This is a genomic window from Simiduia curdlanivorans, assembly GCF_030409605.1.
Taxonomy (GTDB): domain Bacteria; phylum Pseudomonadota; class Gammaproteobacteria; order Pseudomonadales; family Cellvibrionaceae; genus Simiduia; species Simiduia curdlanivorans.
Window position 1 is genome coordinate 2,315,507 of the sequence record NZ_JAUFQG010000004.1, and the last position, 12,549, is coordinate 2,328,055.

Consider the following 12,549-nt stretch of genomic DNA (forward strand, 5'->3'; position numbering starts at 1 on the left):
GCCCTTAGGCCGGCTTAAAGTTTTGTATTAAGTCGATGACGCCGTCGCACAGGAGGGTGAAGTCTTCATCGTTAATATTGAGTGTGGGCAATAGGCGCAGGGTGTTGCCGGCGGTAACGTTAATCAGCAGGCCTTGGTCGCGACCGGCTTGCACCAAGTCACCACAGGGCTCGGTTAACTCTATGCCCACCATCAGGCCGAGACCGCGAATGTCTTTGACCAGCGGGTTGCCGGCTAGGCCTGCGCTTAAGCGCTTGATCAGCTCGGCGCCGCGATTGGCCGCCAGTGTCATGCAGCCTTCGCGCTCCAAGGTGTTCACCACGGCCAGGCCGACGGCGCAGGCGAGGGGGTTGCCGCCGAAGGTGGTGCCGTGGTTGCCAGCCTGAAATACCTCGGCCGCCGCGCCGCGGGCTAAACAGGCGCCAATGGGAAAGCCGTTGCCCAAGCCCTTGGCGGTGGTGACCACGTCGGGCAGGATATTGTTGTGCTGGTAGGCAAAAAATTTGCCGGTGCGACCGTTGCCGGTTTGAATCTCGTCCAGCATTAAGAGCCAGCCGTTGGCATCGCACAGGGCGCGCAGTTTATTCAGGTAATCGCTCGCCGGCACATGAACACCGCCTTCGCCTTGCACGGGTTCAACCAGCACAGCGACGATTTGGTCGTTGCTCGACAGCGCTTCAACGGCGGCGACATCGTCATAGGCAACGCGCACAAAGCCTTCAACTAAAGGCGCGAAGCCGGCCTGTACCTTGCTGTTGCCGGTGGCCGACAGGGCGCCCATGGTGCGGCCGTGGAAGCTGTGTTCCATTACCACAATGGTGGGGCAGTGTTTGCCTTTGTCGTTGCCCCACTTGCGCGCCAACTTGATGGCGGCCTCGTTGGCTTCGGTGCCGGAGTTGGAAAAGAACACCTTGTCCATGCCCGACAGGGCCACCAGCTTTTCCGCCAAGGCCTCTTGGGGTTGAATATTGTAGAGGTTGGAGATGTGCACCAGAGTCGAGCCTTGCTCGGTTAGCGCTTCGGTTACCGCTGGGTGGCAGTGACCCAGGCCACACACGGCGATACCGGAAATACCATCCAAGTATGCATTGCCTCGGTCGTCCCACACGCGCGAACCTTGGCCTTTAACGATGGTTAACTTTCTCTCGCCGTAGTTGTTCATTAAAGCCTGGGTGGTCATGTGCGTCGCTTCCCTTGAGGTATTTAGGCCGTTTAAATAAAAAACCGCAGATTCTGCGGTTTGTGTGTATGTAAAGTGCAGATAATTCTATTGATCTATTGGTGCCTTGGCAATACAAGGGCTCGTTTATTTTTTAGCTGCGCGCCCCGTTTGACCATCACGATAACAGAGATGCGTAGTCGGACTCCAATTGCTGGAAATTCAGTGCCGCAATGAAGCGGCTAAACGACAGCCATGCGGCCAAGCCTTTCAGGTCGGCAAAATGGGGTGGTACGAATTTGGGCGCCAGCACTATGCCTTCCTGCATCAGCTGCTCAATGGTGCTGAGGTCTTCTAATTGAATCTTGCCCACGAACAGCAGTGGCAGCTTTTCCAGCTTGCCCTGCGCCACGGCTAAGCGCATGAAGTTAAAGGTTTGCACAAAGCCCTTCATATAAGAGATATCTTTGGTGAAGGGCCTGCCGGTGGGTGTGCTGCCGCGAAATACCCGGCTGGCAATAACGTAGCTGTCGTCTTCGTTCAGTTCTTTCGAGCGCAGGTAATTAAACACGTCGATAAAATTGGCGCCGTCTTCGGCCAAGGTGACGGCGCGCACCCGGTTGATCAATTTGTACAGGCGCGATGGGGTTGAGCGCAGGGTGATGATTTCGGTCAGTACCGCGAGGCCTTCTTGGGTGACGGTGGCCGAGGGCTGACCCTTGCCTAAAAAGGTGCAGTAGGGCTGGGCCATGCCATTGAGCGTGGTGCCTAAGTGCACCCAGCCCTCGTGCGCTTCGAGCACGTCTATGTCGTTATTGTTGAGCAGCGCGCCCTTGCGGATTTTGATGTAATCGGTGCCGGCGGCGGCGTCGGCGGTGATGCCATCGCTGATCATCACGCGGATGCCGTCGTTGGGAAACACGTGGGCCATGCGCTTATTCAGTTCTTGTACGGCGGTTTCGGCGTCGATGGTTTTGGCGTCTTCATTCATGGAGCTGTGCTTGAGCAAGTTCACCAAGGTTTCTTCCATGTTGGTGCCGAGTTCTGCCACCGTCGGGTCGCCCGCGTGAAAGACATCGGAGGCCGAGCCATAGAGTTCTTGCGACAGGTCGCCAAACTCTTCGCCACCGCGCGCCTCGAGCAGACGCACCACCATTTGGTATTCGCGGCAGGCGCGGCGCATCATGCCGGTCACCGGGCTTAGTTGGCCCAGCTGGCGATTGATGTCGCGCTCTATGTCGTGAAATTCTTTGCGCTTGGTGTGCGGGTCGAAGCCGAGCGGGCAGTGCTGGGTGTAATAAGCGGCGTCGACCTTGGGTAGGCTTTTGAACTTGCTCTTGAAGAATTCTTGTTTGATCTGGTGGTTCCACTTCACGGCATCGAGAATGCGGATTGGCTTCTGGGCTTCTACGATGCGGTCTGACAGAAGCTTAACAGCGGCAAGGTACTCGGGTGTGGCGGCCATGTGGGTGGTCCTGCGCAATAAAAATTCATTGAGTGCGTACTTTATAGTGAAACCTATGCACGGAAGATGATTTTTCTTTCAAACAAGGCAAAAATGCGCGCAAAGAGCGAGTTTACTAAAGTAAATGACCGATTGAGCACATTTATAACGCCGCATGAAAGGAAAATGGCTTTCGTGCGAAGGTTTTATAGTAGCTTGTGGCGCGAAAACAGGTTGAGTGCAGCGCTATTCCCGGTATTACTTTTCGCCGGCGTTAGGGTAGAATGCCGGCAATACTTGAGTGCTATAGTCGGAATTGACTGTAGAGCAACATGACACAAAGGCCGGAGTACCCGATGGACACTATCGATACAATTAAGCAACAAATTGCTGAAAACACCGTAATCCTTTACATGAAGGGTTCACCTAATGCGCCACAGTGCGGCTTTTCACAGCGCACGTCTCAGGCCGTGATGGCTTGTGGTCAGCGTTTTGCCTATGTGGATATTCTGTCTAACCCGGACATTCGCGCCGAACTGCCAAAGTACGCTAACTGGCCCACCTTCCCGCAGCTGTGGGTGAAGGGCGAGTTGATTGGCGGTTGTGACATCGTCACCGAGATGCACGCCAAGGGCGAGCTTAAAGCCCTGCTCGACGAGGCCGCCGCCAGCGCTGAATAAGCGGACCGCGCGTTGAAAAAGCCCCTCATGGGGCTTTTTTTGATTTTGGCCTTTAAATAACCAAGTGTTATATAAACAGCGGGAAATAATCTTAGACTTTATAATGACCGTCTTTTATCTTGCCCCCTTAATTTCGGTTTAGGCTCGGTGTTACACCATTATGGGCAGTCTGCTCGACTATTCAGAATCACTCTCTCTGCTGCTGGTTGCCGGCCTTCTGGCGTGGATGTTATACGCCTTTATTAAAGAAAAATTCAGCCCCGATGTGGTGGTGGGCATTGCCGTCGCCATCTTGTTGGTGTCGGGTATTTTAAGCAGCAAGGAAGTGCTGGGGGTGCTAAGCAACAATGCGCCAGCCACCATTGCCTGTATGTTTATTTTGTCGGCGGCACTCGAGCGCACCGGTTGCGTGGAGTGGCTGGCCTCGCGTATTAAACAGTATTCGGGTCAGAGCCCGCGCCAAGCCTTGATTGTGATGATGCTCTCGGCCATGGTGATGTCGGCTTTTATTAACAACACGCCGGTGGTGGCCATCTTCACACCCGTGGCCATTGCCTTGGCCTGCAGCCGCAATATCAAGCCGTCAAAACTGCTGATTCCCTTGTCTTACGCCTCTATCTTAGGCGGCACCATGACCATGATTGGCACCTCGACCAATATTTTGGCCGACGGTGTGGCGCGCGATTTCGGTATGCAGCCATTTTCCATGTTCGAGATCACCCTGTTGGGCGCAGTGATGGCGAGTGTGGGTATGACCTTTATCGTGCTGTTTTCCAGTCGTCTATTGCCCGACCGGGAAACTATTTCTAACCAGCTGCAAGTCAGTGGCGACCGTACCTTCATGACCGATTTGATGGTGCCGCACAACTCGCCCATGATCGGCCGAACTATCGCCGAGGCCGATTTGAACGGCAATTCGGGCAATCAGGTGTTGCGTATTTTTCGCGGCGATGAAGAGCTTACCGAGCCATCGCGGGAAACCCAGTTGCAGTCGGGCGACCGTTTGATATTGCACACCAATATGCAAGACGTGGTGGAGCTGCGGGAAAATGGCCTGTTGGAATTCACCAATAATGGCGATGAAAAATTTGAAACTATCGCCACCCGCGATGTGATCTTGGTGGAGGCTATCGTTGGGCGCAACTCGCGCTACTGCGATAGACCGATGCGCGATTTGAACGTCACTGCGCGCTACGGTATTCACGTGCTCGCCGTGCATCGCCAAGATGAAAATATTCAAACCAACTTAGATGACCTGCAATTGCAGTTTGGCGACGTGATGTTGGTTGAGGGCAGCGCTGGGCAGATTAAAAAGTTTTCCGACAACGGCGACATGATTTCCCTCAATGCCGTGCAGGAGCGCGCCTACCGCCGCGATAAGGCGCCCCTGGCAGTGTTGTCGGTGTTGTTGGTGATGGTGCTGGCGGCGTTTAATGTGATGCCTATCGAAGGCTTGGCCATTATTGCTGCCGCGCTGGTGATTACCACCGGTTGTTTGGACGTAGACGACGCCTACAAGTCGGTGGAGTGGCGCATCCTGATGATTATCCTGGGCATGCTGGCGTTTAGTATTGCCATGACTAAGGTTGGCTTGGTGCAGCTAATTGTCGATCAGTTTTTAATCTGGTCGCCCTATCTTGGCCCCTGGCTGATGTTGAGCCTTATTTACCTGCTCACCTCCATCCTGACCGAAATTCTCAGTAACAACGCCGTAGCTGTACTGGTTGTGCCTGTGGCAATTGGCGTTGCCCAGCAAATGGGTGTGGACCCAAGGCCCTTCGTGGTGGCGGTGATGTTCGGTGCCAGCGCCAGTTTTGCCACGCCCATTGGCTACCAAACCAATACCTTCGTTTACTCGGCCGGTGGCTACCGCTTCAGCGACTTCCTGCGCTTGGGCGTGCCCCTGAATATCATCATGTGGTTAGTGGGCACGGCGATTATTCCGCTTATTTGGGCTTTTTGATTATTGCGCTAATTCGTTGGGAAAAATGCGTTCTAATGTTTTTGGCTACAAGCTACAAGCTACAAGCTACAAGCTACAAGCTACAAGCTACAAGCTACAAGCCACAAGCCACAAGCCACAAGCCACAAGCCACAAGCCACAAGCCACAAGCCACAAGCCACAAGCCACAAGCCACAAGGCGGATGGCCGTCCCCTACAAGTTACAAGGCGGATGGCCGCCCCCTACGAGCCCCAAGATCAGTCTGACCCTTTGATCCTGCTTTGATCCGTCAGGTCGTACTTATTCTTTCGATGTTAATTGGTGTTGCGTTAAGTCAATAAAACGCAAGCTTACTCTAAACGCAGTTGATAACGTTTCTCAAAAGCATTAACATCCGCGCCATTAGAAAGTCACCACCTCATCAAGGGAATACACATGTTGAAGAAATCACTTTTGGCGTTAGCTGTTAGCAGCCTGACGTTATCTGCGCAGGCCGCAACTCCCACCAGTGAAGAGCTATTCGAGCTTATTAAGCAGCAACAAGCGCAAATTGAAGCGCTGCAAAAGAAGTTGGAAGCCACAGATAAAAAAGTGGTAGTAACCGAGCAAGATTTGAATGTAAAAATTGAAGCCACCGCCGCTGCCGTTGAGCAATCAGTCGCGAGCACTGGCGCATCGAAAACCAGCATCGGCGGCTATGGTGAATTGCACCTCAACCGTTTGAACGGTGTCGATGGCGCTGCCGATAAAAATGAGATCGATTTCCACCGCTTTGTCTTATTTTTCGGCCATCAGTTTAACGACAAGGTTCGTTTTTATTCTGAGTTTGAGCTAGAGCATTCATTAGCCGGTGACGGCAAGCCCGGTGAAGTTGAGTTAGAACAGGCTTACATCGAGTGGGATTACGCCAACAACCACAGCTTGCAGTCGGGTATTTTCTTAATGCCCGTGGGTATTTTGAACGAAACCCACGAGCCAGATAGCTTTTACGGCGTTGAGCGCAATAACGTTGAAAAGAACATTATTCCTGCGACTTGGTGGGAAGGTGGTTTGAATTTTAAAGGTGAATTGGCCGAGGGTTGGAGCTATAACGCCGCCGCTCACTCGGGCCTGTATCTAGCCGATGGCAAATACAAAATCCGCGATGGCCGCCAGAAAGTTGCCGAAGCACCAGCCGACACCTTCGCCTACACCGGTCGCATTAAGTACACTGCCGTGCCGGGCTTGGAATTGGCCGCCACACTGCAATATCAAGACGATATGCTGCAGGGCGAAGACTACCTAGGTCAGGGCAAACTCGATGCCACGCTGATGGAAGCGCATGCGGTTTATCAAACCGGCGGTTTTTCCTTGCGCGCCCTGTATGCGCAGTGGGAACTGAACGACATGATTGAAGACACCAAGGCCGGTGCGAGCGAGCAGAACGGTTGGTACCTAGAGCCGGGTTACCGCATCAATGAAAACTGGGGCACGTTTATTCGCTACAGCGTTTGGGATAACGAAGCCGCCGATAGCGCCGACTCCGAATACAGCGAGTGGTCTGTGGGTGTGAACTACTGGTTGGCGCCTAATGCTGTGTTTAAATTTGACCTGCTGAGCCAAGAAGTTCCAGATGGTAAAGATAAATACGAAGGCTTTAACTTAGGTGTTGGTTATTCTTTCTAAGCGCGCCCAGAAAGCCGTCGACGCTAGGGCGTTGACGGCTGCTGCCTTTTTACCGGTGAAGTTTTTGCTGGTGCTTGTTATCGGCTTGATGTCCGCACAGGCAGTTGCCCAGCGCGGTGTATTTTTAAGCGTCGATGCCTTCGTCGCGCAAAGTTTTGACGCGCCAGCCAGCGCGAAAACCCTGTGGTTAAACCCCGAACAAAAACAAGCTGCCACCGATATTCTCAGCCGCAACCCCGGGCTGCGCAGCCGTTATTATCGCTTAGGCGATAAAACCGCTTGGGTATTGGAGGAAATTGGCAAAGAGCTACCTATTACGGTGGGTGTCGTTGTCGATCAGGGCCGGGTGCAGAGCCTTCAGGTGTTGGAGTATCGCGAAGTTCGCGGTGGTGAGGTGCGCTACGAGAGTTTTACCCGGCAGTTCGTCGGTATTGGTTTTGCGCCAGACTCGCAACAGCTGGATAAACGTATCGATGGTATTAGCGGCGCGACATTATCCGTGCGTGCACTGCAAAAAATCGCTAGACTTGCGCTTTATTTTCACCAACAGGTGGTTGTGCCTCCTGACGAGGCGGCGCGTGTATTATGCTCAGAAAATATTGGCGACCCATCCTGTGGCGCTGGCACAAGCGGCTTGGCCTCACCTTAATTTTATTATTGCTCTGGTTGTCTGTGACGGGTTTGATGCTCAACCACACAGATGATTTTGCCTTGGCCGAACGGCCCTTGGGTTATGCGGTACTGTTGCAGTTATACGGCATCACTGAAACCCCCGTTGCGAGTTATCAACTCCCCAATCAGCAATTTCTTTCCCAAGCGGGCGATCATCTCTATTTTCAACATCGTAGAGTCAGCAACTGCCGCACCGAGCAATTTTCAGTGGTGGCGGCGGGCGAGGCATTATTTTTAGCTGCCTGCGGGCGCGAATTATTGATGATCACAGGCGCTGGCGAGTTGGTGGAGCGCATTGGTGCGAGTTATGACCTACCTCAGCCTGTTACCGCCTTAGGCTTGTGCGATGCTAAACCCTGTGTGCAAAGTGCGGCCGCATTTTTTCTCGTCGATGTGGAAGGCTTGTCTTGGCAGCCGGTCACACCAACGGATTTCTTTCCCGCAGCGCAAGTGCCGCTGCCAGAAAATATTCTCAACGGGATTGAAAACCAGTGGGTAAGCGCCGAGGTTAATTGGGAGCGCCTGATGTTGGACTTGCACGCCGGCCGCACTTTCGGCCTCGGGCCTTGGTTGATGGATGCCGTGGCACTGTTAATTATTGTGCTCTCCATGACCGGCTTTGGTATTTGGTTGGCTGGGCGCAAGCGCCGAAACAGTTAGTCGCGTTTGGCCAATAGCTTTTCCACTCGCACGCCGAGTGTGATGCTGCCCTGTCTCAGCCCCTGCAGGTAAATGGGCCAAGAAACGTGAGCCACAAAAGCTTGACTGGAGGCATCGTAGGCGATGGCTTCGATAAAAAATTCGCCGCCGGCCAGGCTTTGGGATTTGAGAAATTTATCTTCATCGCCCTGCCAGTAGTCGCTTAGCTTATGATTGCAAGCGAGGGTTTCACCTTGCTCGCCCATGATAAACACCTCGCTGATCACGTCTGGATGGGCGCTGACAAAATCTTGCAGTTTCTTCGATAAGGTATGGTCAATGAAATCGATATTGGCCAAGGTTTTTTCTTGCCAAATGGCCTCGCGCTGGCTCAGCTGCTGAGCACTTAATTGCGGTTGTTTTTGTGCAAGCAGCGCATTGATATCCGCCAATGGCAGTTGCTGAATATAGTCTCGAAGCTTATCCGATAGGGTCGCCTTCTCGCTGTCGGTTAATAAGGTGGTGCCGATCGAGCATTGGCTGGCCCAAAAGTTGACCTCGTCGACCCAGCGTTGCTCTGGTGCTGGCGTCTCGGCAAGCGCTAAATAGAGTGGCGTAAAGCGCACGAAGCGCTGCTGCCAGTGGCTGGTGTTGACCTTTTCCGAGTCCATCCAATAGGCGGCCGACAGTTCATTGGACACAAAGCCATCAATGCGCCCCTGTTGTAAGAGCCGAATTAATTGCGCTTCCTCTGCCACCAATACCCGCGGTTTCAAGCCTTGGCTGTTGAGCCAGTGATGTTCGTTGCTATTGCGCACGGCGCCAATCTTGACTGATTTTTCGTAGTAATTTCGTTGTTCGGTGTAGTACCAAAACCAGCGCTCCACCATGAGCGGTGCGGAGAGTCGGCCTGCTTCTGGCGCCTCGTAAACGGGGAACACGCCGGTGATGGTGCCTGCCTTTAAGTTGTGCAAACCGCGCGCCCAAGGCGTGATATAGAGCTGCCAATCCTGTTTCATATGTTGGCTGATGCAGCGCATGGCCTGCACCGTATGACCAGATAATTGCCCAGCGGCACCGAGAACTTGGTAGGGGGGGCGCAAGCTGGTGTTGAAAATTAATGGCGGCTGGCTGTTGCTGGCCGCCGATGTAGATGAAATAACAAGCGCCCAAATGGCGCTTATCAGGAGTGATAAATAAGCGTTACGATCATCCATTTTCGCACTCGGTGAACAGGGCTATTTACATTGTAAATAGCCTAGCATAACGGCGAGGTTGGACGCGCCTAAATGCTTGCTGCGCGCCGGCGACCAGCCCTCGAGTTCGTTCGGTGAATCGATGGTGTCTTTAAACGGCATCTCCAGGGTCATGGCCAAGCAATTGAAGGTGTGGGCAATAAAATTCGTGCAAATGGTGAGATTGGCCGTGCCTTTCGCGTCTACTTCATAGCCTTTGGCAATTTGAAAATCGGGGTTGGTGGCCATTAACTGGCGCTTGTAGAAATCTAAATCGGCTTGCTTCTCGTCATCCCACGCGGCTATACCTTCGGCGCCGGCAATGAAGTTGTAAGGCAGGGCTTCGTCGCCGTGTACATCTAGGCACAGGTCTACGCCGGTGGCGTGCATTTTGTTTAGCACGCACAGCACTTCCGGGCTTTTTTCGGCACTGGGGTTTTGCCATTCGCGGTTTAAGTTGCTGCCCACGGCATTGGTGCGCAGGTGGCCGCGGCGGCTGCCGTCCGGGTTCATGTTGGGCACCACGAAGACGTTGGCGCGGTTAAGAAATTCCCGCGCTACCGGGTCGTTGTCATCTAACAGGCGCTCGAGAAAACCTTCGATGCACCACTCGGCCATACTTTCGCCGGGATGCTGGCGACCGATAACCCAAACATTTTTCTTATGCGCCGCTTGATCGCCGACGATTAATAAATCCATATCTTGGCCATCGAGGGTTGAGCCTAAACGCTCATAGGTTACTCGCGTATCTGTGCTGGCCCAGCCTATCAAATCGGCGTGGCGCTCCATGGAGTAGGGCGCGAAGTAGGCAAAGTAAATACTATTGGTGGCCGGGGTGTGCTCGATGCACAGGGTCTTGCCGTCGAAGCTGGTGTCGACGCGAAACCAGTTGTCGCGATCGTAAGACGCCAGCGCTTGATAATCTTTAAAACCGCCGACGTAGGCCGCCGTGCCAGCATTGGTAATGTTGAGTTTGCAGGCTTGGCCTTCGGCACCGGTGAGGCGAAAGTAAAACCACTGATAAAAATCCGATTGGTTATCTTTGCGAATGGCCAGTTCAATGTTGTTGGCCTCGGTGCATTGAATTACTTCAATATTACCGGCGTCGAAATCACTGCTGATGTGCATAATTCTTCCTGCTGTTAAGTCTGAATGCATGAATTAATTTAAAACGCGATAGCCACGCCCGCGTAAACAATTTTTAACCACTTGGGCCTGCTCGCGCTCGCCACTGGCGGCGCCCTTGGCCGCGCCACCGATGGCGCCGGCTCCCGCGCCGCGGCTAGCGCCGCGACTGCCGTTAAAAACTGCGCCTATGGCGCCACCCACCACCGCACCGGCGGCTGCGCCTCCGGCAACCTTTCCGGTTTTATCCACCTCGGCGGCATAGCTTTGACACTCGTGTAAATCCTGCTCGTAGGCGACCATATCCACGCCCTTTTTATCAATAATGGGCTTTTTGCTGGCACAGCCTGCAAGGCAAAATACGGCGATTAGGGCCGTGATGAGTTTCATTGGGTGTACCTCCTGAACTGGACGGGCTGCAGGTTTGCGCTACTTAGGCTGCGCCTTTGTTGTTGGCCAAAGGCACAGCGGCTAGGCCGGCGATCAGGCAATCCCAAAAGCCGGCCACCGAGGCGATATGCACCTTTTCATCAGGCGAATGCGCACAATGAATGGTTGGGCCAAAGGAAATCATGTCCCATTCTGGGTAAATTGCACCTAACAGTCCACACTCGAGGCCCGCATGAATCACCTTTATTGCCGGCTCTTTGTGGTATTTATTGCGATAGACCTCGCGCATTACCGCCAGTAACGGCGAGGCCATATTGGGGGTCCAGCCGGGGTAGGCGCCCTTAGTAATACTGTCGGCGCCAATCATTTGAAAGTGGCGACACAGGTTTGCAGCCAGATCATCCCGCGCCACATCCGTTAGGCTGCGCACTAGGCAGCAAATTTCTACTTTAGCGCCCTCGAACCTGACCCGTGCGAGGTTATTCGATGTTTCTACCACGCCGGGCAGGGAGTCGCTCATGCGCAAGGGGTGGCTCGGGCAGGTGAGCAGGGCGGAGCAGAGCAATCGAGATTGCACGCTGGACATAGCTTGCTCTGGGCGCTGAGGCGTTTCCGACAAGCTCAATGCCAAGCGTGGTTCTACCTGCTGGTAGCTTTGCTGCATGTCGGCTTTAAACTTATTAAACGCGGCCTTTACCGCATCGAGCAATTGGCTGGGCACAACCAGGCCGGCTTCGGCTTCGCGCGGTATGGCGTTGCGCAAGCTGCCGCCATTGAAGCTGGCTATTTGTACCGGTAGTGCATCGGACAGGCGCGCGATGAATAACGCCGCCAGCTGATTGGCGTTGCCCCGCCCCAAATGGATATCTAGCCCTGAGTGGCCGCCCAAGAGCCCTCGAACCTCGAGTGTTAAGGCGGTTTGAGTGACTTCCGTGGCTTGCCATTCAATCTCGAGGCAGGCGTTGACGTCGATACCGCCGGCGCAACCCACGTACAGCTCGCCCTCTGCTTCGGTATCTAAATTAAACAGCAGCGAGCCCTGGAGTAGGTTTGGGCTCAAGCCTTTGGCGCCGGTCATGCCCGCTTCTTCATCGATGGTGAGCAGCGCTTCCAATGGCCCGTGGGGAATATCTTGGCTTTCCAGCAGCGCCAAAATCGCCGCCACACCAATACCGTTATCGGCGCCCAGGGTTGTGCCGTCGGCCCTTATCCAATCGCCTGCGGCCACCGGGGTTATCGGGTCGCGGGCGAAGTCGTGGTGTTTGTCGTTGTTCTTTTGCGTCACCATATCCAGATGGCTTTGTAGCACCACAGTTTGGCGGTTTTCCATGCCGGGGGTAGCGGCTTTGCGAATAATAACGTTGCCCACCTGATCGAGCTGGGCGTCTAAATTGTGCCTTTTGGCAAAGCTGAGGATCTTGTCGACCACCGCTTGCTCCTGCTTCGACGGTCTAGGCGTGTCGCAGAGCATCTGAAAATGACGCCAGAGGCTGGTTGGTGTTAGCTGAGCGAGCGGTGAGGCGGCGGTCATAGAAAAATTCCAAGTTTGAGCTGGCTATAAAGTAACCAGCGCTAAAAATGCTGGATAAAGTGACCA

The 12,549-nt window shown here is 53.9% G+C and carries 11 protein-coding genes; 5 read left to right on the forward strand and 6 right to left on the reverse strand.

Going from position 1 to position 12,549, the window contains the following annotated elements:
• Positions 1-4 precede the first annotated feature (4 nt).
• Both QWY82_RS10250 and QWY82_RS10255 read right to left on the reverse strand, forming a co-directional pair.
• The gene (locus tag QWY82_RS10250; RefSeq protein ID WP_380736100.1) at positions 5-1,180 is read right to left on the reverse strand and encodes an acetylornithine transaminase; all 1,176 of its coding nucleotides are present in this window, start codon (positions 1,178-1,180) and stop codon (positions 5-7) included.
• A gap of 157 nt (positions 1,181-1,337) precedes the next feature.
• Positions 1,338-2,624, reverse strand: a complete 1,287-nt coding sequence (locus tag QWY82_RS10255; protein WP_290261919.1) for a flavohemoglobin expression-modulating QEGLA motif protein — start codon at positions 2,622-2,624, stop codon at positions 1,338-1,340.
• A gap of 335 nt (positions 2,625-2,959) precedes the next feature.
• Between QWY82_RS10255 and grxD the strand changes: the two genes are divergently transcribed.
• The 5 genes from grxD to QWY82_RS10280 all read left to right on the forward strand — a co-directional run bounded on the left by grxD (position 2,960) and on the right by QWY82_RS10280 (position 8,223).
• Complete coding sequence (gene grxD, locus QWY82_RS10260; protein ID WP_290261921.1) at positions 2,960-3,283, forward strand: Grx4 family monothiol glutaredoxin; 324 nt, start codon at positions 2,960-2,962, stop codon at positions 3,281-3,283.
• Between the two features lie 160 nt (positions 3,284-3,443).
• On the forward strand, positions 3,444-5,246 hold the full coding sequence (locus tag QWY82_RS10265; protein ID WP_290261922.1) for an SLC13 family permease: 1,803 nt from the start codon (positions 3,444-3,446) through the stop codon (positions 5,244-5,246).
• Positions 5,247-5,661: 415 nt separating this feature from the next.
• On the forward strand, positions 5,662-6,891 hold the full coding sequence (locus QWY82_RS10270) for a porin (RefSeq protein ID WP_290261923.1): 1,230 nt from the start codon (positions 5,662-5,664) through the stop codon (positions 6,889-6,891).
• Positions 6,872-7,540 carry an FMN-binding protein gene (locus QWY82_RS10275; protein ID WP_290261925.1) on the forward strand — a complete coding sequence of 223 codons (669 nt, stop codon included), beginning with the start codon at positions 6,872-6,874 and terminating at the stop codon, positions 7,538-7,540. Before QWY82_RS10270 ends, QWY82_RS10275 begins: the two co-directional genes overlap by 20 nt.
• A complete protein-coding gene (locus QWY82_RS10280; RefSeq protein WP_290261927.1) occupies positions 7,477-8,223 on the forward strand; it encodes a PepSY domain-containing protein in 747 nt (248 codons plus the stop codon). Before QWY82_RS10275 ends, QWY82_RS10280 begins: the two co-directional genes overlap by 64 nt.
• Here QWY82_RS10280 and QWY82_RS10285 read toward each other — a convergent pair.
• From QWY82_RS10285 to QWY82_RS10300, 4 genes are read right to left on the reverse strand one after another with little or no spacing between them, the layout of a single operon-like run.
• Complete coding sequence (locus QWY82_RS10285) at positions 8,220-9,419, reverse strand: substrate-binding periplasmic protein (protein WP_290261929.1); 1,200 nt, start codon at positions 9,417-9,419, stop codon at positions 8,220-8,222. The genes QWY82_RS10280 and QWY82_RS10285 overlap by 4 nt on opposite strands.
• Before the next feature lie 21 nt (positions 9,420-9,440).
• A complete protein-coding gene (locus tag QWY82_RS10290) occupies positions 9,441-10,565 on the reverse strand; it encodes a M14 family metallopeptidase (protein WP_290261932.1) in 1,125 nt (374 codons plus the stop codon).
• Positions 10,566-10,598: 33 nt separating this feature from the next.
• The gene (locus QWY82_RS10295; RefSeq protein WP_290261935.1) at positions 10,599-10,952 is read right to left on the reverse strand and encodes a glycine zipper family protein; all 354 of its coding nucleotides are present in this window, start codon (positions 10,950-10,952) and stop codon (positions 10,599-10,601) included.
• Between the two features lie 43 nt (positions 10,953-10,995).
• Positions 10,996-12,483 (reverse strand): aminoacyl-histidine dipeptidase, encoded by a 1,488-nt coding sequence (locus QWY82_RS10300; RefSeq protein WP_290261938.1) that lies wholly within the window; start codon positions 12,481-12,483, stop codon positions 10,996-10,998.
• Positions 12,484-12,549: the final 66 nt, after the last annotated feature.

Bases quoted from the DNA above. Each gene is read 5' to 3' on its own strand.
- QWY82_RS10250 (WP_380736100.1), bottom strand. From the start codon at position 1,180: ATGACCACCCAGGCTTTAATGAACAACTACGGCGAGAGAAAGTTAACC.
- QWY82_RS10255 (WP_290261919.1), bottom strand. From the start codon at position 2,624: ATGGCCGCCACACCCGAGTACCTTGCCGCTGTTAAGCTTCTGTCAGAC.
- grxD (WP_290261921.1), top strand. From the start codon at position 2,960: ATGGACACTATCGATACAATTAAGCAACAAATTGCTGAAAACACCGTA.
- QWY82_RS10300 (WP_290261938.1), bottom strand. From the start codon at position 12,483: ATGACCGCCGCCTCACCGCTCGCTCAGCTAACACCAACCAGCCTCTGG.
- QWY82_RS10295 (WP_290261935.1), bottom strand. From the start codon at position 10,952: ATGAAACTCATCACGGCCCTAATCGCCGTATTTTGCCTTGCAGGCTGT.
- QWY82_RS10270 (WP_290261923.1), top strand. From the start codon at position 5,662: ATGTTGAAGAAATCACTTTTGGCGTTAGCTGTTAGCAGCCTGACGTTA.
- QWY82_RS10280 (WP_290261927.1), top strand. From the start codon at position 7,477: ATGCTCAGAAAATATTGGCGACCCATCCTGTGGCGCTGGCACAAGCGG.
- QWY82_RS10285 (WP_290261929.1), bottom strand. From the start codon at position 9,419: ATGGATGATCGTAACGCTTATTTATCACTCCTGATAAGCGCCATTTGG.
- QWY82_RS10290 (WP_290261932.1), bottom strand. From the start codon at position 10,565: ATGCACATCAGCAGTGATTTCGACGCCGGTAATATTGAAGTAATTCAA.
- QWY82_RS10265 (WP_290261922.1), top strand. From the start codon at position 3,444: ATGGGCAGTCTGCTCGACTATTCAGAATCACTCTCTCTGCTGCTGGTT.